This is a genomic window from Stieleria bergensis (assembly GCA_007745635.1).
Classification (GTDB): domain Bacteria; phylum Planctomycetota; class Planctomycetia; order Pirellulales; family Pirellulaceae; genus Stieleria; species Stieleria bergensis.
Genome location: CP036272.1, coordinates 4,248,144 through 4,273,306 on the forward strand (window position 1 = coordinate 4,248,144; position 25,163 = coordinate 4,273,306).

At 55.8% G+C, this 25,163-nt stretch carries 17 protein-coding genes and 1 pseudogene; 12 read left to right on the top strand and 6 right to left on the bottom strand.

All coding sequences use genetic code 11. From position 1 onward, the window contains the following. Positions 1 to 138: 138 nt before the first annotated feature. A complete protein-coding gene (trpD, locus tag SV7mr_RS15065; RefSeq protein WP_145273776.1) occupies positions 139 to 1,149 on the bottom strand; it encodes an anthranilate phosphoribosyltransferase in 1,011 nt (336 codons plus the stop codon). 247 nt (positions 1,150 to 1,396) lie between these two features. Here trpD and SV7mr_RS15070 point away from each other — a divergent pair, with 247 nt between their 5' ends. Then, positions 1,397 to 2,344 (top strand): nucleoside hydrolase, encoded by a 948-nt coding sequence (locus SV7mr_RS15070; RefSeq protein WP_145273779.1) that lies wholly within the window; start codon positions 1,397 to 1,399, stop codon positions 2,342 to 2,344. Positions 2,345 to 2,482: 138 nt separating this feature from the next. On the opposite strand, the gene SV7mr_RS15075 is transcribed toward SV7mr_RS15070, so the two are convergent. Further along, positions 2,483 to 3,835, bottom strand: coding sequence for a DUF1598 domain-containing protein (locus tag SV7mr_RS15075; RefSeq protein WP_145273782.1), 1,353 nt, complete (start codon positions 3,833 to 3,835; stop codon positions 2,483 to 2,485). Positions 3,836 to 4,661: 826 nt separating this feature from the next. On the opposite strand from SV7mr_RS15075, the gene SV7mr_RS15080 reads away from it, so the two are divergent. After that, on the top strand, positions 4,662 to 6,674 hold the full coding sequence (locus tag SV7mr_RS15080) for a sigma 54-interacting transcriptional regulator (RefSeq protein WP_145273785.1): 2,013 nt from the start codon (positions 4,662 to 4,664) through the stop codon (positions 6,672 to 6,674). 325 nt (positions 6,675 to 6,999) lie between these two features. Then, entirely contained in the window at positions 7,000 to 7,905 is a 906-nt protein-coding gene (locus SV7mr_RS15085; RefSeq protein ID WP_145273788.1) for a WecB/TagA/CpsF family glycosyltransferase, read from the top strand. Here SV7mr_RS15085 and SV7mr_RS15090 read toward each other — a convergent pair. Next, positions 7,902 to 10,232 (bottom strand): alkaline phosphatase D family protein, encoded by a 2,331-nt coding sequence (locus SV7mr_RS15090; protein WP_145273791.1) that lies wholly within the window; start codon positions 10,230 to 10,232, stop codon positions 7,902 to 7,904. The genes SV7mr_RS15085 and SV7mr_RS15090 overlap by 4 nt on opposite strands. 344 nt (positions 10,233 to 10,576) lie before the next feature. Here SV7mr_RS15090 and SV7mr_RS15095 point away from each other — a divergent pair, with 344 nt between their 5' ends. From SV7mr_RS15095 to SV7mr_RS15120, 6 genes are read left to right on the top strand one after another with little or no spacing between them, the layout of a single operon-like run. Then, the gene (locus SV7mr_RS15095) at positions 10,577 to 11,020 is read left to right on the top strand and encodes an S-adenosylmethionine decarboxylase family protein (RefSeq protein WP_419187421.1); all 444 of its coding nucleotides are present in this window, start codon (positions 10,577 to 10,579) and stop codon (positions 11,018 to 11,020) included. Then, positions 11,017 to 12,567, top strand: coding sequence for a DUF4178 domain-containing protein (locus SV7mr_RS15100; protein ID WP_145273797.1), 1,551 nt, complete (start codon positions 11,017 to 11,019; stop codon positions 12,565 to 12,567). Before SV7mr_RS15095 ends, SV7mr_RS15100 begins: the two co-directional genes overlap by 4 nt. Beyond that, positions 12,568 to 12,756, top strand: a complete 189-nt coding sequence (locus tag SV7mr_RS15105) for a hypothetical protein (RefSeq protein ID WP_145273800.1) — start codon at positions 12,568 to 12,570, stop codon at positions 12,754 to 12,756. It abuts the gene before it with no gap. A gap of 1 nt (position 12,757) precedes the next feature. After that, positions 12,758 to 13,051 carry a DUF350 domain-containing protein gene (locus tag SV7mr_RS15110; RefSeq protein ID WP_145273804.1) on the top strand — a complete coding sequence of 98 codons (294 nt, stop codon included), beginning with the start codon at positions 12,758 to 12,760 and terminating at the stop codon, positions 13,049 to 13,051. Continuing rightward, positions 13,048 to 14,580 carry a polyamine aminopropyltransferase gene (locus SV7mr_RS15115; protein ID WP_145273807.1) on the top strand — a complete coding sequence of 511 codons (1,533 nt, stop codon included), beginning with the start codon at positions 13,048 to 13,050 and terminating at the stop codon, positions 14,578 to 14,580. Before SV7mr_RS15110 ends, SV7mr_RS15115 begins: the two co-directional genes overlap by 4 nt. After that, complete coding sequence (locus SV7mr_RS15120; protein ID WP_419187422.1) at positions 14,577 to 16,250, top strand: FAD-dependent oxidoreductase; 1,674 nt, start codon at positions 14,577 to 14,579, stop codon at positions 16,248 to 16,250. The genes SV7mr_RS15115 and SV7mr_RS15120 overlap by 4 nt, the downstream gene beginning before the upstream one ends. Before the next feature lie 69 nt (positions 16,251 to 16,319). Here SV7mr_RS15120 and SV7mr_RS15125 read toward each other — a convergent pair whose 3' ends face one another. Continuing rightward, positions 16,320 to 17,573, bottom strand: a complete 1,254-nt coding sequence (locus tag SV7mr_RS15125; RefSeq protein WP_419187423.1) for a DEAD/DEAH box helicase — start codon at positions 17,571 to 17,573, stop codon at positions 16,320 to 16,322. Positions 17,574 to 17,677: 104 nt separating this feature from the next. Next, complete coding sequence (locus tag SV7mr_RS15130) at positions 17,678 to 18,766, bottom strand: hypothetical protein (RefSeq protein ID WP_145273813.1); 1,089 nt, start codon at positions 18,764 to 18,766, stop codon at positions 17,678 to 17,680. A gap of 498 nt (positions 18,767 to 19,264) precedes the next feature. Between SV7mr_RS15130 and SV7mr_RS15135 the strand changes: the two genes are divergently transcribed. Then, a complete protein-coding gene (locus SV7mr_RS15135; protein ID WP_419187424.1) occupies positions 19,265 to 20,875 on the top strand; it encodes a sialidase family protein in 1,611 nt (536 codons plus the stop codon). A gap of 1,398 nt (positions 20,876 to 22,273) precedes the next feature. After that, on the top strand, positions 22,274 to 22,525 hold the full coding sequence (locus SV7mr_RS15140; RefSeq protein ID WP_145273819.1) for a hypothetical protein: 252 nt from the start codon (positions 22,274 to 22,276) through the stop codon (positions 22,523 to 22,525). 666 nt (positions 22,526 to 23,191) lie between these two features. Here SV7mr_RS15140 and SV7mr_RS15145 read toward each other — a convergent pair. Further along, positions 23,192 to 23,891: pseudogene (locus SV7mr_RS15145) on the bottom strand (transposase); the annotation flags it as partial. A gap of 192 nt (positions 23,892 to 24,083) precedes the next feature. Here SV7mr_RS15145 and SV7mr_RS15150 point away from each other — a divergent pair. Further along, entirely contained in the window at positions 24,084 to 25,061 is a 978-nt protein-coding gene (locus SV7mr_RS15150; RefSeq protein WP_419187425.1) for a hypothetical protein, read from the top strand. Positions 25,062 to 25,163: the final 102 nt, after the last annotated feature.

Genomic DNA, 25,163 nt, shown 5'->3' on the forward strand with positions numbered 1-25,163 from the left:
ACCGTATTTTGCACCTTTTGATAACCGATGGGCAGTCCAAAGGGGGCTCCTGAACAGGATAATTCATAGGGAAGCCCAAATCGGGCGAGCAACCCAGCGGAAAAGCACATCGTTGGAGCGTCTCAAGCGGCCTTCTCTCTAGGACTTTGCCAACTGATCGAGTTTGTCCTTGGCCGCCCCGGCGTCAATGGCGGCGGCCGCTCGCTCGGCTCCCTGCTTTAGATCAGCCACTTCGTTGACCAACAGCAAGGCGGCGGCGGTACCGGCGACGACGGTGTCTCGCTGGGGCCCGGGCTGACCGTCCAGCAGGTTTCGGATGATCTGAGCACTGTGGGCGGGCGACTCAGCCACCAACGCCTCGCGACCAGCTGGCAACAGACCGAAATCGTTTGGAGTCCAGCGATGGGCGACTTGCTGCTGTGCTTGGTCAACTTCGATCACGTCCGTGTAGCCGTCCAGCGAAACTTCATCCTGTCCGTCAGCGGCATGCACAACGAATGTTCTGGTGGTCCCCAGCTGGGCCACGCTGGCCGCGATCTTTTTTTGCACGTCAGCCGTGCTGGTCCCTAGCAACTGATGCGTTGCTCCCGCCGGATTGCACAGCGGGCCGAGCAAATTGAACAGCGTCTTGACGCCCAGTTTTCGGCGAATGCCGACCACATGACGCATCGCCGGATGCAGCTTGACCGCAAAGCAAAAGCACAACCCAATGTCATCCAAGCGACGAGCGACCTGTTCGGGATCGGACTCGATCGGCACCCCCAGCTCCTCCAGAACGTCGGCCGAACCGGTCACACTGGTGGCCTTGCGATTGCCATGTTTGGCGACGGAAACTCCGCAGGCGGCCGCAACCAGCGCGATCGCTGTACTGATATTGAACGTTCCGCTCTTGCTGCCACCGGTGCCACAGGTATCGAGCAACGTTGTATGATGATGGGGGATCGCAGTCATGTGCCGTCGCATGGCGGTGGCCGCCCCAGCGATTTCGTCAATCGCTTCGCCCTTCTCGCGCAAGGCCAACAAGAACTGTCCGATCACCTCCTCGTCCGCTTTCCCTTGCAGCATTTGGTCAATCAAATCAGCCGTTTGATCGGCGGAAAGATCAGTGCCATGTTGGACAATCTTGATCGCGGAGACGAAATCGGTCATGAAATTTGCTTTTTAGATCAAAGAGAGAGAAGGTGAAAATCAACTGCAATGCGGCTTTCGACCGATGAAAAGTGTACGCAAATTAGCCCTTTGATGTGAGCCCTGGCAGTGCAACCGGTTCCCAAATCGATGGCCCCAGACGGCGCAGCGCTGAGAACGGTCTCACTGGCGCTGGCGGGCCGAATCCCGCTTATGCTTTCCCCAATGGTGATCGCATCTAGCTCTATCGAGATCTATAGTTTGGTCTATGGCAAGAAAACTCATTATCGATACGGACTCAGGGATCGACGACGCAGTCGCGCTGACGATGGCTCTGTTTGATCCTCGGCTAGAGGTTTTGGCGATCACGGCCACCGCAGGGACCGTGCCCGCCGAACAGGCGACCGACAATATCGCCGCGGTGGTCGCAGCGCTCGACCCGCCCCGCTACCCTCGCATCGCGAAGGCAAACTCCCCCAGCGATGACGTGGTTAGCGACGCGCGTTTCCTGAATGGCCCCAACGGCCTCGGGGATTTCACTGCCGTTGCCTCCCAACGCCAGCACTTGACAACCAGCGAAAAAGTGATCGCCGACCTCGTCCGGCAAAACCCCGACGAAATCACGCTGCTGTGCCTTGGACCACTGACGAATCTCTCCAAGCTCTGCCGCTTCGACCCAGGCGCACTCCAAATGGTCGACAAGTTGGTCATCAGCGGTGGCACCTACCAAGCCCCAGGCAATGCGTCTGCCGTCGCGGAATTCAATCTGTCTTACGATCCGCTGGCCGCCGACGAGGTCTTTCGATCAAAGACCACCAAGTCGCTGGTGCCACTCGATATCACTAGTCAAATCACCTTCGGCGTTGAACTCCTTGATCAGTTGCCACCGCGGCACAACGCCGTCGGGAACTTTCTGCACTCCATCCTGCCCTTCTCGTTCCGCGCCCATCACCAGCGTTTAGGCTGCGAACTATTGGCGCTCATGGATGCGACCGCCGTGGCGTCAGTGCTAGAGCCGGAACTGTTTCAGTGGCATCAGATGGCCGCGAAGGTCGAGACGGAAGGCACCTACACCCGTGGGATGAGCGTCTTCGACCAGCGCTTGCGTCCCGAATGGCAGAATAATCTGGAAGTTGCCCTAGGCGGCGACATTGATGAGATCAAAGGCCTGATCCTGCGTTCGCTGCAATTCGCCGGCCAGCAAAGCAGCAGCTGATCTGCCGCAGACCGTTAGGCCGTTTTTTCGGATGAGCCGCTGCCCGCACAGAAACCGTGGCTCACGCCGAAACGGCTGATATGAAAAAAGCGGCATGACGCCGCTTCTTTGCTCATTGAAATCAGTGCGTTGCAAACACTATTTGTTCCACCACCAAGCATCAGCGGTTCCAACCGAAGCCACTTGCTCCAGCCCAGCATCCACTTGCTGCTCAGTGATCAACTGGAAAGGGTTGATCGAGACGCCGCCTGATGCGGTCACAACCCAGCCAGCGTTGCCACGAATGAAACTGCATTCGGGACTGATCGTGCGAGGTGTATCGTAGGAGACGGGGCTGAGCAGATCATTATCGCGGAACACGGTGAGCTGTAGACCGGACTTTGATTCCAGACTCTCTTGAGCGATCAAAGTGGCAACGACGGTCAAGTCCATCAGGTTTTGCAACTCGCCAAAAATTGGCTTCTTGGCAGCCAATTCAACGTAGTTAGCAGTCATGGCGTCCGCCCATTTCTGAGCAAACTGATCATTGCGACCGGTTGACTCAAGTTGGCCGCTCTTGTTGACAACTTCGTCTTCGGTCAGCGTCTTGACCCCTTGACCGGACAACTTCCAAGCCGTGCCGGCTTCGTTGCGAGTCAAGCTATCGTACGCACATTCGATCCACCAACGCGGGTTGGATACCGAACTGTGACGAGCGTTGCGAGCCATGGACAAGTAACTTGGCAGCTCCTTGACAGGTGAATCTTCCAACGCCATCGCCAAACGCTTCATCTCATAGTCAGCGGCAACCAAGGTCGCAGCATAGCGAGAGTCGGTGGGGATTCCGTTGAATTTGACTTGCTGTGGCCCGAAGGCTTGCTTCATCGCGTTTTCGATCACTGCGGGGTTCTGTCCCGGTTTCAGTGTCACGCGACGAAGAAGTTTCTGCAAACGATCGCGGCCTTCTGCGGTGGGTTCAATAGAAACACTGATGCCACCGTGACGTGAATTGTCAACGTTTCGAAGAGCGACGATCAAGTCTTCCAAACGCAGAACCGCTGCCCCGGTCTTGGTTCCAACGATGCTGCCATCGTCACCAATCTTCCAAGGCTCAGCTGGACCGGCGATCACGATGTCCTGGTTCTGCTGATCAACGTAGACGTATTCGATGGAGGTCAAACCAGCCAGAAAACGCACGTCGGCAGGCAAACGCCCACCGCCTTGGCGAGCGGTTTCAATCGCTGCTTGGATACCCTTGAGCGAGATCATTCGCGTCTCGGCAGCTTGGGCCAAGTCACCCTTTGCAACGGGCACACTGGCACGCAACAAGTTGATGAACTCTTGATTTTCCTGAACCGTTGCCGCGCGGACGACCCCGGCTGGATCAATGGAAACACCACCAACCCGGTTGCCGCCGCCGCCACCGTTGAATCCGGCGAAAGAAAGTGTTGTTACCGAGGCCAAACCAATAGCCACAATAGCTAACAGCACTCGAGCTGGGGACAGTTTCATCGAATCGTTACTCCGATAGGATTTTCATGCGTCGTGTCGCGTGTGACACGGTCTACTTTAGATTACGGTGGAAAAGACGTCCGTGCACGGGGCCGTGACGCTTTAGAGAATAGTTACCGACTGCGCAAGTCGCAACCTGAACCTTATTTTCGGCAAAGACGGACGCCGAATTCTTGAGCACCTGAGAATAATCGCTCATTGTACCTGAACTTTCTAGGCTCTGGAGACAAAAAACGGTCCCCAGGGGGGTGCCACTCTGGTTCAAGTTAGGCCATTCGACGGCCCAACGCCCAATAAATCCCTGATAATCCTCATTTCCCCAACCCGATGCTCGGTCCCTTCGCCTTGGCGTCACTTGGGCACCACATTGGACCGGCGGATTTGACGACTGATTCAAAGCCTCCCGACGTGTCCTTTTCGTCGGGTAAACCTCGCCGAAGGACAATCCCGCAGCTTGGCTTTGCAATCAGAACAGGAGCGCACCGATTGACAGGAGCGCACCGATTGAGAGGTTCTGGCATAATGAGGTACCTTGTCCCTTGTCCAGAATTGCCTGGAACTCGGCGGCCTAAGACTTTGCAGCCCGCAACATTGCCGATCGAGCAACCGCTGCCCTCCGTCAGGCTGCCGATGGAAAGCTGCCGCCAACGGGCGATTTCAGTGACTTGCGTTGACGGTTCGGTCCGAGTTTCGTTTCCAGCTTAGTGGTGTCAAAATCTTGCCAGCCTCCAGTTCCCAGCCCCCCTCGGATCCACAGCGTTCCTCGGCCCCGCTGCACTCGTCGCCCCCCCTGCACTCTTCGGGCGGGTCCACTGGCTACCTCGTCATGCAGACCGCTGGACGTTGGACGGACGTGTTTCGTCTGGCGGGCCAAGGCGAAATCACCATTGGTCGGTCAAGTAAAAGTGACATCACCGTTCGCAGTGAAAAAGCCAGTCGCATGCACACGCGACTGTTCCCCAGCCCGCAAGGATGGCTGATTGAAGATCTTTCAAGCCGCAATGGCACGCTGGTCAACGGGAACGCGATCAGCGAGCCCACTCCGCTAAACGATCGCGACCGCATTCAAGTCGCCGGATTTTCGCTGCAGTTTGTGTTACAGATCAACCATGCCGATGGCCCCGTCGATGCGATTCCTGCTGCGGGAACTTCTGATGATCAAGCAACCATGGGCCTGGATGGCGCGTCGATCACCGATCGCATTCGGCAAAGCGGTTACCTGCACGATGTCGATGCAACCGGACAGGACGCAATCACCGCAACAGCGGGGACTGATCGCCAAGCCACCTCGCAGGGGTTTCAGACGTCTGATCTGACATCACAACTGTTGCGGCTAGCCTTTGACCTGGCTGCAAGCCAAGGCCCCCATGATGCCGTTGAGCGCATGCTCGATTGCCTGCAAGACTGCATTCATTACCATGCCGCAGGTGTTTACCTGATTGATTTTACGGTCCCCGAACCACAGCACCGCACACTGACCCCCGACGCCTTGCAATTGGTCGCCACTCGGCAACGTTCGCACGCCGACGCTGGCTCGTCAACCTACCGCCGAGCCGCCCCGCAGGCGATGACCAGTGTCATCGGCCCCGACGGCCAAGCCATCTTGGCGCGAAACATCGGCGGTGACCAAACCTTGGCAACGGCCAACACGCAAGGTGAAATCGAAGCCACCAGCATGATCCTGGCTCCTGTACGCGATCGTGAAGGCCACTTGCTGGGCGTGCAACACCTGTTCACCAATGTTAACGATCCGCCGCTAACGACCCAGGATCTGGAGTTCGTGCTGGCGGCCGGCGAGATTTTGGCCGAATCGCTACGCAATTTGCAAACCCGTGGCAAACTGGATCGGTCACTGCAAAAATCCAAAAAGCAGCTCCTGGCACTGCGCAAACAGCTGAGCGAAAAAGTTCAGATCGTTGGCAACAGCGCAAGCGTCAAAGACATTATCGAAAAGGTGACGCTAGTCGGCCCCACCAATGCCACCGTCCTGGTCCGCGGGGAATCCGGGGTCGGCAAAGAACTGGTGGCCTCGGCGATCCATCATGCCAGTAAACGCGCCAACGGTCCCTTGGTCTGCATGAACTGCGCTGCTCTGTCCCCCAGTTTGCTGGAAAGCGAATTGTTCGGCCACGAAAAAGGTGCCTTTACAGGAGCAACCGATCGGAAGCCCGGCAAGTTCGAGGCCGCGGACGGCGGCACATTGATGTTGGATGAGATTGGTGAGATGGACCCCGAGATCCAAGCCAAGTTTCTGCGCGTCCTGGAGGGGCATCCGTTTGAACGCGTCGGCGGACAGGCTTCCATCAAAGTCGACGTGCGTGTGGTTGCCGCCACCAACCGCGATCTGCAGCAAATGGTTTCTGAAGGCTCGTTTCGTCAGGATTTGTTCTACCGCTTGCATGTTGTCGAAGTGCTGGTCCCACCGCTTCGGCAACGAGGTGCCGATGTCGTCGTGCTTGCACATCATTTTCTGCAACAATTCAATGCTCAAATGGGACGCAGAATTGAATCGATCAGCTCCGAAGCTGAGAAGATGCTGCTTGACTACCGCTGGCCGGGCAACATCCGCGAATTACGCAATGTGATTGAACGCGCTGTGGTCTTAAACTCTGGCACTCGCATTGAAGCCAAACACCTGATGCTGACACCGGCCGCACAAGGACCACAGCCTGATGCAGAACTGTCCACATCCAACATCGAACTCTCGCTAAGCGAACTCGAACAGCAACACATCCAGCGTGTCTTGCGACACACTGACGGCAACAAGAGTCGCGCGGCAAACATCCTGGGAATCGAGCGCAGCACACTCGATCGGAAACTCAAAAAATTCGCCAAGTGAAGGCCATTGGCGAATCGAGCGTCTGGCCCCACGTTGAACAAGTGCTCTGCGACGCATTCAATGGACTCAGCACCGTTAAGACAAGTACGTTAAGACAAGCACCGACATCGCAAGAAGGGGGCACTCACGCCCCTCGCGAAAGTCTTTCTCTCTGCGGTGCCTTATGCCCCGCGAATCCTCACAGCCGGCCTAAGCCTTTGCATTGAGGGTGCACAGACACCAATTTTGGGGAGACAATTGGCCATCAGAGGAACCGCCTCGTAACGTTGTGTGTCTTTACCTCTTCGAACCGCCTCGGCACTCCTCCTCTGCACAAGTTCTTGCCATGGATCAGGTCACAACTCGTGATTCCAGTCATTTAGGACAAGTACCGATTGTCACTGGGTCCTCCAGTGATTCCCCCAATGCGCCCCGCAAGGGAACTCGTGCGCAGACGCCGTCCTACCGGGCTCCGCTAACCAAGCCGAAAACCGACCGGCGAGTGATTTGGGACGTCCCCTTTGATTGCGTCTCCATGGCCCAGACGCTGGACTGGATCGCTTGGCTGATCCAACGACGGGTTCCCAGCTATCTGATCACGGCCAACCTTCACTACGTGATGTTGCACCAGAAGGTCGCTGGCATGCAAGGGATCACTGATGGCGCCGCCATGATTCTGGCCGATGGTCAACCGATCGTCTGTCGCAGTCGAATCGGCACCCCGAATCTGCCAGAGCGTGTCGCGGGCAGCGAGATGATTTTCCAGCTTGCCGCGCGAGCGGCCGAAGAGAACTGGGGCATCTATTTCCTTGGCGGCGAACCGGGCGTTGCCCAGATGTGCGCCGAGAAACTGGCCTCCCAGTATCCGGGACTTCGTGTCGCCGGTGTTGAATCACCGCCGTTCCGGGAGCTTTCCGAACTCGAACAAGCGGAACAAGATCGACGCATCCTGGATGCAAAGGCCGACATTCTGTTGGTCGCCTTTGGCCAACCCAAAGGCGAACAATGGATCGCCAAGCACCATCGGCGTCTCGGTGTTCCCGTCAGCATCCAGCTGGGAGCTTCGTTCGACTTCGTTGCCGGCACGGCCAAACGAGCGCCGCGTATCTTGCAGCGCATCGGCATGGAATGGGCCTACCGAATGTTCAGCGAGCCGCAGCGTCTGTTGCCTCGATACGCTGCCAACGCAGTGTCCCTGTTCAAGACGCTTTGCCTAGAAATGCTTGGCAAACGAACCAAGCGTCGCTCCTAGCCGATCACGTTGTCGCCGCCGTTTTCACGTTGGTGCAACAGAACAGGCCAGCCGGGGAATTCATTTTCTGGATTGCCGTCGGTGGCATCAATCAAAAACCGGAACGAATGGATGTTGTACGTTTTGGCTTTGGGGTCGATTTCAACCAAACCGAATCCGCTCGCTTTTTGGTGCGCCCGTTCATAGCGATTCTTTTTGCTGGCAACCTCGGGGTTACCGACGGCGTAGACGTAGACTTTATTGCCCAAGCCATCTTCGTATTCACCCGTGTGCGGCATGCCATGCTTGGGACGGTTGGTGTGTTCCATCCCCACTTCATCAGCGCGCCACCAGCGTGGATAACCGGCCGCGATCGCTGGGGTGCAGAACGACCAAAACCCATCGCGTTGCTCATCCACACCGTACTGCGCCAGTGACGTGAGGTGCTGGTCACCATTGATGTGCAACGGCATAGCTTTGCCAGCCAACTCAATCGCCGCATTGCGTTCAGTTTGAGGCCATCCGCCACAGTCTAGATCCGCCACAAGATAGTTGTTGTAACTTCCATGGTGAGTGGCGACTCCGGCAAAGACGGTTTGACTGAGCAAGACTTTCATCGATGCACCACGCCAATCGTCGGCCCACTTTTCGAGGAACTCTTTTTGACGCTCTCCCAGCAGCACCAAACCAGGCTTGTCCAGTCGCAACGGATCAATGTCCGGGTCCTTTAAGTGATCCGCTCGTCCGGAACCGGTGTCGACGCGCTGCGGGCCGCTTTTCCATTGGCGGTCAGCAATGATCGCAAAGCTAACCCCACCGTAGACCATGTCCCCGTAATAAACACTGATGTCTTGTTTGCACGGTGTCGGATCATAAAAATCAGGATGATGTGCACAGTTGGTCAAATGAACGACGTTGACCATTTTGGCGGGTTCAATGTAACCCCCGTTGCTTGATGCACCGCCGTTTAGCACATCCATTGGTGCGCCGCCTTCGCCCCAAATGTTGCCTTGAAAGACATCGTGATCATCGGGCAAACAGATCGTGGGGCGGTCCTTCATTGCATGCCGGAACGACCAACCAAATTGGTAGTACTTTCGCAGGTAATTCAAGATCGCTAAATCGGCAGGCCGGCGAATCAAGCCATATCCACCATGCCCTTCATAAAGCTGATCACCAGAGAAGTACAGAATATCTGGATCCAGCTTGATCACGTTATCAGCGACCGGTTGATATGGGAACGCATAATCGTTTTGGCACGTCAATGCACCAAAGCGGAGCGGACGTCCGGTGGGATTGGCTTTGACGGTTCCGGACCACTGCGACTCGGTTTCCTTACCGCTGGGATGCGTTTCCTTGTAGAGCACGCGATAAGGCACATCAGCAGACGCGTCCCAGTTTGGAATCCGGAACGTGCAGGTCCACGCATCACGGTCCAAGGTCGCGTTGCCAAGCGATTGCCACTGGCCACCGCGTTGGACTTGCAGCTCCACCTGATCACTGTCCTGTTCGCCCAGTGGTCCCGTCAGCGCGGACAACTTCATCACGAACCCGTCATCACCACGCGAGTCGCTTAACGAATACATCGTCCACAGGATGGGACCAAATGCCCGTTCCTGATCGACGGTAAACGCATCGCCTGCGACAGCCCAATCGCTGAAGCGATAGCGAGCGCCTTTGCCCTTTTTCAGTTGCGGATCAAAGTTATTGACCACAGCAATATTTCCAGTCACCGCTTCAGGGGTAACCGTTGTCGTCAGACTGCCAAGCGCCTGTCCTTCGCTGCTGGTGGCAGTCAGAGTCAACTCCACCGAATCGCCACTGGGCCTCCCGCTAAGTTTCAAACGTACACTTTGAGGATCAGCAGCACCTTCGATCGCTTTGCTTTTACGGTTGATGGTTAGCTTGCCGTTGATCAAGCCTGCTTTGACGCCCGACTTTGCAAACACGTTGGCGCGATGGTCATTGATGTCGCTCTTGACGCCCACTTTAAATCCAACACCATCATCTTTGCCAGCAACAGCGACGCGTGAGACGACGACGCTGGTTTCAAATGACTTGCCAGGATCAGTCAGCTGATGAGTGATCAAATGGATGTTGCGGTCACCGCCTGTTGTCAAGCACTCTGCAGCTCCATCTCGAATCATCCAATCCTCCATCGGGTTCGCCCAGCAGTTACCCGCGAGCCAGATCCGGTCGTGAGTGTCGCTCCAGTGAACGACTGGCTCAAGCGAATCGCGAACGCTGGTGTCGGCTTGATTGGCCGCTGCGTTCTCGGACAGGCCCATCAACGCACCACTTGCTCCGAGCGCCTTGAGCGCAGATCGACGGGGAACTGAATTGGACATCTTGGTTGAATCCTTCATCGAGATTTGGCTGTATAACACTGTCATCAAAAGACACTGGCAATCGAGCATTCAGCGTCGGGCTCATCCGCCAGGTGGAAGTCCCGTATTGTAATTCGCTCCTACCCGCTGCGTAATCCGGGCGCGCCCTTATTTCAGGGGTTTCCGTGCCCGGGCACATGCGACGAAGCCTGGCGGACAATCAACCGTGATGTCGCCGCAAGGACGTTTTTACAAGCATCCCAGTTAAGGCTTCCTCCTTGCACGACCGAATTTATGCTATAACGGCCCCCAACCGACAGACGCCCGGTCGGCTGATCATTCCATTTGATTTTTTGGACACTCGCGTGACTGTATCTGGTGATACCGATCTTGCTTCATCAAGCCCCCTGGCTGGGTTTGATGGCGGTTGCCAGTTCATCGTCGAGGCCTCCGCGTGCGACGCCCATGCACTGCGAGACGCGGAAACGATTGAATCGATCTGCCAAAAATTAATCAATGACCTGTGCTTGCAGGTGGTTGGGCAACCACAGCGGCACGTGTTTCCTGACCCTGGCGGCGTGACTCTGTTGTATCTGCTCCGTGAATCGCACTTGGCCTGTCACACGTACCCCGAATTTGGATTTGTTACCTTTAACCTGTACAGCTGCCTTCCAAAGCCGGATTGGCCTTGGCAAACTCAGTTGCAGCGTCGCTTGAATGCCGGCGACGTACGGGTCAGGAAAATTCACAGGACACGACCAAACGGGCAAGACGCCGAAACGGCAACCGGATGGGGAGCGGGTCAATGAAACGGATTCAGACCAATTGTCCGTCTTGTGGCGGACCGCTTGAGTTTCAAGCCGGTGGCGCGATGGTCGCCATCTGTGATTTTTGCCACACCGCTGTGGGACGAAGCGACCGAGCGTTAGAAGACTACGGAAAAGTCGCGGAAGTCGGCGATCCGGCATCTGGCCTGAAGCGAGGCATGACTGGCCGGTTCAATGGCAAACGATTCACGATCGCCGGCCGCGTTCGTTACCGGCATGCTGGCGGCGGCAGCTGGGACGAGTGGTACCTCTCCTTTGGCGGTCAGCAATGGGCTTGGTTAGCCGAAGCGCAAGGCAAATTTTCCATCACGCGGAAACACACGCTCAAAAAATCACAGTCTCTTCCAGAATTTGATTCCATCGAGCTCAACAAAGCGATTCCGCTGAAGAACGAAACCTTTACGGTTCGCGAAAAAGGGGTCGCGACTGCCGAGGGCGCTGAAGGCGAACTGCCCTGGCAATTTCATCCCGGCAGCTCACATCACTATGTCGACTTAATCGCCACCGACAACGCGGTTTCAACCTTCGACTACGGCGACGGCAGCGAGGGAGCCGAGCAAGCCGCGTACATGGGCAAAATGGTTACGCTGGAAGAACTCGGCATTGACCTTTCCAGTTTGGATCCCAACGCGGGTGTCCAGAGTGTAGGCTCGCTGCAGCTAAACTGCCCACAGTGCGGCGGCCCGTTGAAGCTACGAGCACCGGACCAAACCCTGCGAGTGGCCTGCCCGAATTGCTCGTCACTGCTTGATGCGTCGGAGGGCAAACTCACCCTCTTCCAGACGCTCACGCAGAAACGTCTCGACCCGCTCATACCGCTGGGATCCGAGGGGACCATTGGCGGCGTCAAGTTTACCTTGATCGGATACATGAAACGCCATGTGTTGTATCAAGGTCAGACGTTTCCTTGGACGGAGTACCTGCTCTACAATCGCGAGACCGGTTTTCGCTGGTTGGTTTGTCAAGATTATCACTGGAGCTTTGTCGCCCCAGTGGACGAACCCGTCACGCGTTACGGTCAAAGCATCACCTACGATGGCGAGACCTTCCGCTTGTACGATCGTGGCACAGCGCATGTCAGCTATGTCTTGGGCGAATTTTATTGGCAGGTCAATGTAGGTGACCAAACGGAGACGTTCGACTACATTGCGCCTCCGCGCATGCTTTCGTTCGAGACCACCGGCTGGGGCGACACACAGGAAGTCACCGTTTCGGAAGGCCAGTACATGGCCCCGGAGGAAATCGAAGCGATCTTCGGCGTCAAAGACCTGCCACGCCCCTGGGGCGTTGGCGTCCTGCAGTCTGCACCGACAATGGAGAAGAGTTTTTGGCTCACCTGGATCGGAGGCGTGGTTTACCTGCTGTTGGTCTATGGCGTGTTCAGCAGCAAGGCCGACGCTTGGCTGCTAACGTACGCCTTGGTGGGCGTCAGTCTCTTCCCAATGGGTTTCTTGCTCTATCGCCGTCAGTTTGAAGTGCAACGGTGGAGCGACAGTGATTTCAGTCCTTATCTATCATCGGATGATTAGATGAAAAACGCATTCTTGATCAGTTACTTTGTTGCCGCCGGGATTTGCTGCTCTGGTTTCACGACCGCAGCGGTCGCCGGTTGGAAAGCGCCCAGCTTTGGTGTGCTGCGTGTCATCTCATCAGGGATGCGATCCTCCAGCGGTTATGGTGGACGTTCCTTTGGTGGTTCATGGGGTGGAGGAAAATAAGATGAACTTATTGAATTTAAACAGTCTTGCGTTGCTAGCTCAATCCGCCGATTCGGAGGGTTCCTCCGTCGCGGCGGCCGGATTTGCGCTCCTGGGTGTTCACTTAGTGGCCGCAATCGTTTTCGCCGTGCTCGGCATCGTGTTGTTGTTCTTCGGCCTCTGGCTGATGGAAAAACTGACGCCGTTTTCAGTGATGCGTGAGATCGAAGAAGATCAGAACCAAGCACTAGCGATCATCATGGGAGCCATCGTGATTGGGATTTCGATTATCATTGCCGCGGCCATCGTCGGATGATCAATCGGGCACCCAACTACCTGCTCTATTTGAATGTTCTGGTCATTGCGACCTGTGGTTTGATCTATGAGTTACTGGCTGGCACGTTGGCCAGCTACTTGCTCGGTGACAGCGTCACACAGTTTTCTTTAGTCATCGGCGTTTACTTGTCGGCTCTGGGGATTGGTTCCTGGCTGTCGCGTTATGTCGACACTGGAGTGGCTCGGACCTTCATCGAAATTGAAATTGCGATCGCCTTGGTCGGCGGCCTTTCGGCTCCGATCCTTTTCATTGCCTTCGCACAGATCGCATGGTTTCGGATCCTGCTGTTTGGCATGGTGCTGCTGATCGGCATCTTGGTCGGCCTCGAGCTACCGCTGTTGATGCGGATTCTGAAGGAAAATCTTGACTTTCGCGAACTCGTCGCGCGTGTGCTGACGTTTGACTACATTGGCGCTCTGATGGCGTCACTCTTGTTCCCGATTCTGCTGGTGCCACATCTAGGACTGGTGCGAACTTCGCTGCTGTTTGGGTTACTAAACGCTGCGGTCGGCATTTGGGGAACCTCGCTATTGCGACCGCTGTTGTCCCAGCGTTCGGTGACGGGACTGCGAACGCGAGGCTTCATCGTTGTTGGAATCTTGGTCGTCGGCTTCATCAAAGCCGACTCGCTGACTTCGCTTTCAGAGGAAGTCATTCTGCAGAAGCCGATCGTGTTTACACAGCACAGCCCGTTTCAGCGGATTGTGGTCACGAAGGATAAGGAAAACTTCCAGCTGTATCTCAACGGCAACTTGCAATTCAATTCACGCGACGAATACCGGTACCATGAAGCCCTGGTCCACCCCGCGATCAGCAGCCGAGACCAGGTGCACGACGTGCTGGTCCTGGGAGGTGGTGACGGATTAGCAGTGCGTGAAGTCCTGCGGTATCCGTCGGTCAAAACGGTGACGTTGGTGGATCTGGATCCCGCGATGACGTCCCTGGCGGAAAAGTTTCCGCCGCTGAAAGAACTCAACCAAGACTCGCTGAACGATGAACGCGTCACGGTGATCAACCAAGACGCGTTTGTCTGGGCCACCGAACAACAGAAAACGTTTGATGTCGCGATCATCGACTTTCCTGATCCAAGTTCGTATTCGGTCGGCAAGCTCTACACCACGCGATTCTTTCAGATGTTGCAAAAAGTGCTGAACGACGACGCCGTTATCACGGTCCAGTGCACCTCGCCGCTGGTTGCCCCACAATCCTATTGGTGCATTCTGAACACGCTGTCGGCGTCCGGTTTCCTGGTCCAGCCCTACCAGACATCGGTGCCGACGTTTGGCGTCTGGGGATTTGCTTATGCACGCTACACTGGCACCGACGTCAGCGACACTCGGCCTTGGCAATCGCGACGGGCGCTCCCCGACGGGCTTCGCTATCTGGATCAATCAACCATGCAAACGTTGTTTCAAATGCCCGCTGACATCGCTCCAGTCGATGTCAAAATCAACCGGCTGAACGATCAAGTTTTGGTGCGTTATTACGAACAGGAATGGGGTTCGTGAGCTCAGCACAAGGCAACGAAACACTCAAACAGCCGACACGCCGAACGTGGATCAAGTGGCTGGGAACAACGCCGCTGGCAATGCTCGTTGGCTGTTCCGGAAAGCCCTCGGCAGCTTTCAGCGGGGAACTCTTGCAACCGGACCTCAGTGTTGGACACCGGATTCGCGACGGCTGGAAGCTGCCACAGCCAACGGGTGCCCCTTCCAAGCATGCGGTGGTGATCGTCGGCGGAGGAATCGCTGGCCTTTCCGCTGCTTGGGAACTTCAGCGGCAAGGCATCCAAGACGTTGTGATCCTAGAAATGGAGTCCACGGCCGGCGGCACCAGTCGCAGCGGCAAATGGGAGGCATCCCAGTTTCCTTGGGCAGCCCATTACGTCCCGGTGCCCATGTCATTCAACCGAGACTTGCTGGAACTGTTTCAGGAAATGAACATCGTCACAGACGTCTCGGCCGACGGTCAGGTGACTGTCGCCGAAGAACACCTGTGCCGCGAACCCGAAGAACGCGTGTTTCATCAAGGGCGTTGGCTGGAAGGACTTTATCCCGCATCCATTCAAGAGATTCATTCCACCGATCGTCAACAACTGGAACAATTCCAACTGCAGATGAATCAGTGGGCGCAGCGGCGCGACGAACAAGGCCGACGGGCGTTCGCCATCCCAATGCAGCTGGGGACGGACAGCGATCCAGAGGTCATTCAGTTGGACCAGATCTCAATGGCCCAGTGGATGACCGATCAAGGCTATGACTCAGAGGCACTGCGTTGGCTGGTCGATTACGGGTGCCGCGATGATTATGGACTGACGCTGGAACAAACCAGCGCATGGGCAGGCGTTTTCTACTTTGCGTCTCGACTGAGCGGTCAGGCGAATTCGATTGCTGAAATGGAATCCCAGCCGGTGATGACATGGCCACAGGGCAATGGCAAAATCGTCCAGCACTTAAGTCAGCGCTTTGCCAAACAGATCCGAACCGAACACGCTGTCACCAAAATCACCAAGCAACCAAATGGTCAATCCATGCGCGTCACGGCTTACGACAAGGCCAGGGATCGCATGGTCGAATTGATTGCCGACGACGTCGTGTTTGCTGCCCCACAGTTTTTGGCAAGTCGCCTGATCGACCAATGGCAACAGGCCGGACGCGACGCGACCACGTTTCAATACGGTGGCTGGGTCGTCGCTAACCTGTTGCTGAAAGCGAGACCAAGTGAATCAAAAGAAGATGGGCTGGCGGCCTTGATGGCCTGGGACAATGTGATCTGCCATAGCGATTCACTGGGCTATGTAAATGCCTCGCATCAGTCAGGTGCTGATCATGGGCCGACCGTGATCACCTGGTACCACCCATTGCTAAAAGACGATCCCAAGTTGTCTCGGCAAACACTTTTGCAGATGACGTGGGACGATTGGGCAGCAATTGTCTTAGCCGACCTGTCCCGGGCGCACCCTGAGATCGAGACGTTGATCCAGCGCATGGACATCATGCGATGGGGACACGCGATGATCCAACCTCGCGTAGGATTTATGTTTGGGAAACAACGCCAGCAAGCAGCCGAATCGCTCGGGCGGATCCATTTCGCGCACTCGGATCTAAGCGGCATTGCTTTGATGGAAGAAGCGTTTGCCAGAGGCGTTGCCGCAGCAAGGAAATGCGGCGCGTCGTGAGCGCAAGCATCAAGCGATTCGCCACGACGCACCAGCGGCGGGTGACGCCACCGTTGACGTGCGCGCGGACTAGCGGCGGCGTTTGACTTTGCGGTTCATCGGATTGAGCCGCTTGGGGCTGGGCGCGACGGCAACATCTTCTTGCGGCTCCGGCTCTGGCTCTTTTTCAAAGCCCTTGATGGAGTCTCGAATCAGCAGCTTATTGATCCGCTGTTCGATGCTGGTCAGAACATCACCTTGGCCGGGAACAATGAATGTGAACGCCACGCCTTCGCGTCCCATACGGCCGGTCCGCCCAACACGGTGCACGTAATCGTCACTGTCTTCGGGGACGTCGTAATTGACGATATGGGAGATCGTGCTGATGTCGATCCCGCGACCCACCACGTCGGTTGCCACCAAGATACTCAGTTTGCCATCACGAAGCTTTTGCAGCACTCGGTCACGCGCGGTCTGTGCCATGTCACCATGCATTGCCGCCGCGTCGGGATAATCTTTGCTCAGGGCGCGCCACAAGCGATCGGTTCCACGCTTGGTGCGGCAAAAGATGATCGCCTGCTTGGGCTGCTCGCGTTTTAGCAACGCTCGCAGCAAGTCCTGTTTTTGATCCTGGGGAATGGTAAAGTAATGCTGCTCAATCGTCTCGACAGACATCTCTTCTTTGCAACAGTCAATGACAAGCGGCTCATGCATGTACGATTCGGCCAGACGTTGAACCTGGGTGGGCAACGTGGCGGACAGCAAGAGCGTCTGTCGATCACGAGGGCAGCGACGTAGGATGCGTTCAATCTGTGGACGGAATCCGATGTCCAACATGCGATCCGCTTCATCCAGCACAACACACCACACGTCCTTGGTACGCAGCGATCGACGCTGCAAGTGATCGTGCAAGCGACCGGGAGTCCCGACAACGATCTGAGCGCCATTTTCGAGCTGACGGAGCTGGCCACGCATGTTCTTGCCGCCCGACAACACTGCGATTTCGGTGGGTACGCCATAAGACAAACGCTCGGCCTCGCGAGCGACTTGATCGGCCAGTTCACGCGTCGGCACCACGATGATCGCCTGAGGATCTCGGCAATCGTCGAGGGAATCTAACTGCTCCAGGATCGGAATCGAGAATGCAGCGGTTTTCCCGGTTCCCGTTCGCGCCTGACCAATGACGTCCATCCCGTCGAGTGCCGGCGGAATCAACTCTGCCTGAATCGGTGATGGGGATTCAAACCCCGCTTGTTTCAGCGAACGAAGCATCACCGATGACAGCCCAAGCTGATCAAACGAGGACGCGGGCTGAGACTCTTTTTTGTTCTGCTTTCTATTCATGCCGCATAGCATAGCGGCCAATTCAATTTCGCTCCATCCGGCTTACGCGCCCACAGCAGGATTGGCCAGCATTCAGGTTGGGATTGTAGGGTGCCAGCCGCCAATCAGCCTCGTGGCAACCACTTGCTGGCGGCGATGGACTGCTGCAAACCGACACTGCCCTGGCAGCTCATCTGTTCTTCACCCGATGAAAGCCGTACGTCAACCTGCACTTTCTTTCCAGTCGGTAACTGTTGCCTAAAGTCACACAGCACGTGAAAGCCATCCACCGGCGAGTTGCGAACAAAATCGCGTACCTGCTGAGCATCGAAGTCCCAACGGGCAATCTCTGCGGCTGCCTGCTGTTCATCCGCGGCCGGCTCTGTGATCACGACGGTCATGCTGGCGTCGATATCAAAGTTCTGCAGATTCACCATTTCATCTTGATCATCCTTGACGGTGATCACCAAATACAGCCCCTCGGGGACTGAATCGCTGTCCTCGTGGTGACCTCCAGAGAGTGTTTCGTGTAGCTCCAGGTGATCCGGCATGCTCAGTTCCGGCATCGCATCACTGGCATCGCCCAAAGGCGGCAGCGGAATTTTGCCCGGTGACGGCGGATCAAGCATGGCCGGAGGGCTAACATCCCCGGGCACAATCGGATCGATTTCTTGCAGCTGTTCCGGCCTGGGTGGTTCCAACATGTCTGGATCCGGCACCACCATGGGCTTCCCTGAACCCGGTTGGTCGGGCTGGTTCTCCAGGTCTTGAAACTTGGGATCAGGCACGGGAACTGGCGCGCCCTGTTCAATCGGATCCGCCAGCGGAACACCGGCTGGCGGCTCGGAATTCACGCCCTCTGTGGCTTTAAAAGCGGGAGTCTGAGGCAAATTCTGGTAGGGGTCTTCGTCTTCGCTGACCTGCCCCATCTGATCTCGGAGCACGCGATTGTCGTATTCGCTCTGGTACAGCTCGTCTTCAAGCTTGCGAATCCGCTGAGCCATTTTGGCCTGGTAAACGCTGTCATAGGCTCGACCACGGCACCCCGGACCGGCCATCAGCAGACCGCCGAAAAGAAGCCCTGCAACCAGCGACAACCTGCCGACGCCACGCTGCCACTCAGGTGACTGCATCCCGATACGGATCCATTGCAGCACCATGCATTGATGGAGTCGTGGCGAAACACTCGGAAAATGGCGAGGCAAAAACTTCACAAATCTATCGAAAAACGGCTGGAATCGACTCAACATTTGGCTCGCGCGAACCGAGAGCCGGTGCAAACCAGGGATTACCAAGCCAAGGCGGTCGAGGTCAAGAGAAACTCAACGGGTGGCGCCCCCGGTTCTTGCGAGACACGATTGCGGTAAAGCCCGATCACGCAAATTTAGCTCCCGCAACTGCAACCGTTTTCCCCCATGCCATGCCAACCAGCGCATCCGACGGCCACTGACTGCATTCCCCAATGCCGAACTCAGGGTGCCAGGGAGACCACGCCAGGGAGACCACGCCAGGGAGACCACGCCAGGGAGACCACGCCAGGGAGACCACGCCAGGCAGACCACGCGAGGCAGACCGCGCCAGGGAGATCACTCAAAATGGAACCAGCGAATTGGCCCCAAAAAAGGGACCGGAGAAGCGGTCACGGATCTGTATTCGGTGAGCTATCCTTGGCCAATCGACCACCCGATCATCGCACCCAAAGGTCCATCACCATGCGTCTTCGTCTCGCCGCAGCTGTTCTGTCGCTTGCCTGCCATTGCCTCTGCCTGTCCGCTGCACAATCAGCTGAAAAGACACTCTATCAAACCTCCTTCGAGACACTGCCGGCCGGTGCGTTCACTGGCATCAGTTCTGGGCCAGTCATGATGCGAGTCCAGGGAAAGGCTGCGGTCACAGCGAAATTCGCCAGCGATGGCAAACAGAGCCTGCAACTTGCCGGCGGCGAAACCACCACGCTGGCCATCTCGACCACGGCACTGAAACAACCGGTGCGCGGCTTAACCTTCAAAGCCGAACGCTGGACCAATCACGCCCCATTTGAGTGCCACGTCGACATCCTAAGCTCGGGCCAGTGGCAAACGCTTGTTAAGCTTGATCAAGTGATCGCTGTCGGTGCCAGATTCCTGAGTGACATTCGCTTGGCAATTCCCAATGACGCGAAGCCAACGATGATTCGGATTCAAGTGGTCTCTCCCAAGGACTCCGGCATCCTGCTGGACCAACTGGCGTTACTTGCCGAGCCACCGGCGAATCCTACTCGACTACCAGCACCACCACCGACCAGACGAATCGCGTTGCTTCACAGCGAGTCGCTGTTTGTTTCGGGCACCAATGACACACACACCTTTCGCATTCCCGCGATCGACACAGCCGTCAACGGCGACTTGATTGCCGCATGCGACGCCCGACGCAAAAACGGCGCAGACCTTGTCCACCAACGCACCATTGACATTGTCTATCGACGCAGCACCGATAACGGAAAAACCTGGACGCCAATGCAGGTCATGGATCCCGTCACCGATGGTGGTTGCAGCGATCCTTCGTTGATTGTCGATCGCGAAACGGGGGCGATCTTCTGTTTTTACAACTACCTGCCCATGAACAAAGCCAACCGAGAGTATCGGTTCTATGTTCAGAAGAGCACCGACAACGGCCAGACCTGGCAAGCGCCTCAGGACATCACTGACCAAGTCGCCGGCCCTGAACTGAAGAACGCTTTTAAGTTCATCACGTCTGGCCGTGGAATCCAAACCCGTGACGGTCGGCTCCTGCAAAACTACGTGCGTGTCGGTCGCGGTCTAACTGTGTTCTGCAGCGACGATCACGGCGAAAGCTGGCATGCACTGAGCGACTGCGCCCCAGCGGACGAATCCAAACTGGTTCAACTCCACGACGACAGCTTGATGATTAACTGCCGCTGGCAACCCGGAAAACGCGTGATCCATCGCAGTGATGCCAAGGGTTTAAAATGGGACACCGAAAACGACCTTTCACTGATCGATCCACGCTGCAACGCGTGCATCATTCAGTACACGGCCAAGCAAGATGGATTCAGCAAAAATCGACTGCTATTTTGTAATGCAGCGAGCAACAACGGGCGCAAGAACCTTGCTGTACGAATCAGTTACGACGGTGGCAAGACATGGTCCGAAGGCGGCGTCATCGATCCCGGCGCATCGGCCTACAGCGAAATCACCGTCCTCCATGACGGCACCTTGGGCGTGCTCTACGAGCCCGGCTATGGCGAAGTCAAATTCGTGCGTTTCGATCTGCCAGCCATCACCGCTGATCAAGACAAATTGCAAAAGCCCTGGCAACCATAACAGCTTGCACGCACCAAAAATCATAACGTGCCGTGCTTGCATCAAACCCCGGGTTGATCGGTTGTTGGACAAGCCATTTCAATCCGCCTGGCCAATCAAACGCACTCTCACCGCGTCAATCCATCGCCAAGTCGTCAAACGCACGGCCCTTCTAACAAAGCCACCAGCCCAAACACGCCTTGGACACCCAAGTCAAACCAGGCAACCCATCAAGGCTCAACCTCCGGCCCCACGTCAGAACTCGGTTGATGGCTTGTTAAGTCAAGGCGACAGCCTCGAATGCGAATGGAAGCAATTGCTGGAAATGGAGAACGCTAATAAGCACTAATAGGCACTCATCGATTAGCCTTGATTAGTGCCTATTAGTGTTCCCGATTCGAGACGTCAAACACTCCATCTCTTGTACGACGAGCGTGAAGCATGGGGGCAGCGTGAGCCACTGAGCGAAACGCGAAATTTCACCGTCCCCATTGCCCAACGCTAAAAAGAGCTTCCGCAAACTTGCTGGTCACCAGTCACTCCCGGACTTGATCGCAGCTCTGGCACGCCCCAGAAAAGTCGGCACCGGATCGGCTTCGCCCCTGTAAGCTCCATCAAGTCATCACCAGAGAGACCAGCAAGAGCTTTAACAGCTGCTGGGACATCCCCCAAATCGATCGATGGTGTGGAAGCGTCCCCAATAGTGGGTAGCACTGAAAGGTTGCGTCCCCTGGCAATTGTGGTGAAGTGAGGAATAAACCACGAAGGACACGAAGAGCACGAAGGAGGAGGACACAATCATCCTCCCGGAACTGTCGCCGAATCGTCCATGTGCAGCAGAGAACACTTGCTCTCCGGTCGGTGTGCCCAAACCGCATGTAGAACACCTACGGCGTTCGCAGGTTTGATCGTTCCACTGACCCAAGGTGCGCTTCGCGACCTTGGGCTGTGAAAATGGAACACCTACGGCGTTCGGCAGGCCAGGCTGACGTTCCTTCGAAGCACATGATCAGAGAAACGCACTTCGGTAACCTGCCAAAGCAAAGGCGGTGGCTTTCACAATCGCATCCCGATTTCCGAACGCCGAAGGTGTTCTACCCCATAGCCCAGGGTCGCGCAGCGCACCCTGGGGACAGGCCCCAGGCACATCGTGTCCGAACGCCGTAGGTGTTCTACAACGGATTCGGGAGAGCCGCTTGGAATGCAAGGAACGCCAAGGCATCTTGCCCAAACCCTTGCACTAGAAAACTGACACCAGCGCCGCTGGCCATGCAAACTCTGAGAATCTGCCGGGGACAGTCCACCGAAACTTGCAATCGTCGCAAAACCGGGAATGAACCACGAAGGACGCGAAGAGCACGAAGGAGGTAATCACAATCATCCTCCGCTGCAAAACCTGTGACGGGCGTGTGCAGTTACATGAAGCCGCTGCTGGAGCTTGGCCAGCGGGCGCTGGATCAGCTTGAACGCTGGCAGGACACCGAACACTGGGAACACTGGCGGCAGGCGGTCGGAGTGGCGATTGTGCAAGCGGAAAGCTCGAGCACGCTGATTGAGAGTTTTCAACGCGGGGTGATGGTACTGGATGACCAGTGGCTGAGCCGAGTGCTCCAAACGATGGAATTGCTCGACGAGCTGCGGCCAGCCGACCAGGAGCGGCCACCCCCATGATCAACAACAACGGGGCCACGACTGAAGAGCGAAAAATCGAGCTGGTAAACCTCGATCCGGCTAGCTCTATGTTTTCAGTGAATCCAAACGCGTTAAAACCAAGCGATTTTCATCCAGCGGGCCAATCAAACGCACTCTTACCGCGTCAACACACCGCCACGGCATCAAACGCACGGCCCTTCTAGCTCAGCCGCCCGTTCAAAAACGCCTTGTACACCCAAGTGAAACCAGGCAACCCATCAACGCTCAACCTCCGTCCCCACATCAGAACTCGGTTGATGGCCTGTTAAGTCAAGTCCACTGCCTCGAATGCGAATGGAGGCAATTGCTGGAAATGGAGAACGCTAATAAGCACTAATAGGCACTCATCGATTAGCCTTGATTAGTGCCTATTAGTGTTCCCGATTCCAGACATCAAACACTCCATCTCTTGTACGACGAGCGTGAAGCATGGGGGCAGCGTGAGCCACTGATCAAAACGGGACACTCCACCGTCCCCCTTGCCCAACGCTAAAAAGAGCTTCCGCAAACTTGCTGGTCACCAGTCACTCTCGGCCTTGACCACAACTCCGGACGCCCCAGGGGCATCGACACCCCCTGCAAGCTCCATCAAGTCATCACCAGAGAGACCATCAAGAGTTTTAACAACAGATGGGACATCCCCTTTTCACTACTTCCAAGAGCAAAGTCCAAGACGTGCTTGCGGCCTTGGTCATCGACCCCCAGTGCAACCACAGCGGTTTGTTCTTTGCTTAGCCGAATCCCGTCGAGCATCAAAGCACACCACGTCGTTGATGCCAGGCCTCTGCTACGCAGTTCCTGCACAAACTTGCTTCCAGCTTCTTGCCACAATCGCGACACGTTGGAACGTTTGACGCCGGGAGAAGTTGGCTTGATCTCCTGCATCTCCCGAGTGCTAGCACCCGAAACAATCGCCTGGATAATCTGATGTTGAAGCTGCTGTGGATCCTTGGCAGCACGATCGCTCGCCAGTTCAACTTCTTGACTCTTTCCGTCGCCAGACTTTTTCCGACGCGCGGGTGAATCACGTCTTCGCGTTCACCTTCGTCGAGAACGCGACCTGGGCTCGAGCCTGCTCGATAGTAGCTCCCCTCGGCCGGAGCATGCTTGATGCCACAAAGCTCAGTGACTTCAGAGGCCAGACTTCACAGCTCATCTCCCGCACATGACCACGCAAAAAGTCTCGAAAGACGCGGACGGTTTCCGACGCAGGAACTTGTCCAAGGGATTCAATAAGATTAACTTCGTTAAGATGGTCTCCCCGTCGGTTGCAGCCGACGTAAATTGAAAGGTTTCCGGAGGGCAGATTCTGCCCTCCGGGAGACCATCTTTCAAGTTTTAGCAATTCGCGGGACACTTCCATGTGGGGTTGATGATGGTGTTATATTTTCGCGCAAAGCTTAGTGTTCTATTTTTGGCTTCTTGTGCGCTCGGTTTCGGGCAAGTTACTTCTGCGCAGGAGGAGAGGAAGTCGCCACCTCCTCGAATAGACCCCTCGCGTATCGTTAGGGTTCCCGTCCCGGGACCAGGCACGAAAGTGTGGAAGGGGGAGGGCGATGTCCAGGCTAAGAAACGCTACGCTCTTGAGTTCGAGAAAACCCTGAAGCCCTACAAAGATGTTCTTATTCAGAACGAGCGTAGAGTTCAAATTGTCGAGCAAAGGATTTTCCAAACTGCAGCAACAGCTTTGAACGAAAGTATTTGGTCGACAGGGTTTGTCGCTCGCGACCCCAAAAACGCCATTCTTCATGTTGGTTTGGTTAATCTCGTGCCAGGTAAGGGCGTTGTGGGTAGAGCGGATTGCATTTTAAAAAAGGGGGGGGATGGAGATGCTGAGAGTGAATCGCCTGCACTTGTTCCATCAGGAATGACTCGCAAATGCGGAGTGGCCTTGGTTATTGCAGGAACCGGCGAAGCGATCTTCGATGGTATGAAAGAAAAGGTGACTGGTGGATCGGATTTGCTCAGGTTAATGGTATATATTCCTCCAGAGCTTTATCCTGTCGCGTCCGCATCGGGAATTTTCGTGGGGCTTCCGAGTGAACGCAAGTACCGCGAATTTCTCGCGAAGCTTCCTGATGAGATTCGTGAATTTGAATCTGGCGAGCGGGAGTTAGTTTATTTCAACACCAAAACGGGCTTGCATACGAGTCTATATTTGCATGCAAAACATCACATGCCTTTTCGATTGGAGCGTTACGCACTTGGCAAGCCTGTCAGAACTGCCAAGATGAGCGAAGAAGAGTTTGCTGAGTTAAGCAAATTCGAGTCTAGGTACATTTTTCAATCGACCGTATCTAGTTGGACGGTGGACCCAAAAACTTCCGCAGTCGAAATAGTCGACTGCACCCTTTCTCAAAGCATTGAATCAACCGCATTCGGCAACGCTGGGGTTGTTCGCATTAGCAACAAGTTTTTCATGCTCAACAAGGGTGATTCAAGATTGGAGGCATTTTTCGATCCGGCGATGCACGGCGTCATCCTCCCTCCGATAGCCCAAAGCAAAACGAAGTAGGTAATCCAATGTTGAATGTTCTAATGTGTTTGGGTGTTAACTGCTTTCCTCAATGGGCAAGCTGATGCGATTGAAGGTGATGAACCTATTTCGGTGACAGGT

What these genes read in the sequence shown, in the direction of transcription:
- trpD (WP_145273776.1), bottom strand. Translation starts at nt 1,149, where the DNA reads ATGACCGATTTCGTCTCCGCGATCAAGATTGTCCAACATGGCACTGAT.
- SV7mr_RS15135 (WP_419187424.1), top strand. Translation starts at nt 19,265, where the DNA reads ATGCGTCTTCGTCTCGCCGCAGCTGTTCTGTCGCTTGCCTGCCATTGC.
- SV7mr_RS15105 (WP_145273800.1), top strand. Translation starts at nt 12,568, where the DNA reads ATGAAAAACGCATTCTTGATCAGTTACTTTGTTGCCGCCGGGATTTGC.
- SV7mr_RS15070 (WP_145273779.1), top strand. Translation starts at nt 1,397, where the DNA reads ATGGCAAGAAAACTCATTATCGATACGGACTCAGGGATCGACGACGCA.
- SV7mr_RS15125 (WP_419187423.1), bottom strand. Translation starts at nt 17,573, where the DNA reads ATGAATAGAAAGCAGAACAAAAAAGAGTCTCAGCCCGCGTCCTCGTTT.
- SV7mr_RS15085 (WP_145273788.1), top strand. Translation starts at nt 7,000, where the DNA reads ATGGATCAGGTCACAACTCGTGATTCCAGTCATTTAGGACAAGTACCG.
- SV7mr_RS15140 (WP_145273819.1), top strand. Translation starts at nt 22,274, where the DNA reads ATGAAGCCGCTGCTGGAGCTTGGCCAGCGGGCGCTGGATCAGCTTGAA.
- SV7mr_RS15115 (WP_145273807.1), top strand. Translation starts at nt 13,048, where the DNA reads ATGATCAATCGGGCACCCAACTACCTGCTCTATTTGAATGTTCTGGTC.
- SV7mr_RS15090 (WP_145273791.1), bottom strand. Translation starts at nt 10,232, where the DNA reads ATGTCCAATTCAGTTCCCCGTCGATCTGCGCTCAAGGCGCTCGGAGCA.
- SV7mr_RS15080 (WP_145273785.1), top strand. Translation starts at nt 4,662, where the DNA reads ATGCAGACCGCTGGACGTTGGACGGACGTGTTTCGTCTGGCGGGCCAA.
- SV7mr_RS15100 (WP_145273797.1), top strand. Translation starts at nt 11,017, where the DNA reads ATGAAACGGATTCAGACCAATTGTCCGTCTTGTGGCGGACCGCTTGAG.
- SV7mr_RS15075 (WP_145273782.1), bottom strand. Translation starts at nt 3,835, where the DNA reads ATGAAACTGTCCCCAGCTCGAGTGCTGTTAGCTATTGTGGCTATTGGT.
- SV7mr_RS15110 (WP_145273804.1), top strand. Translation starts at nt 12,758, where the DNA reads ATGAACTTATTGAATTTAAACAGTCTTGCGTTGCTAGCTCAATCCGCC.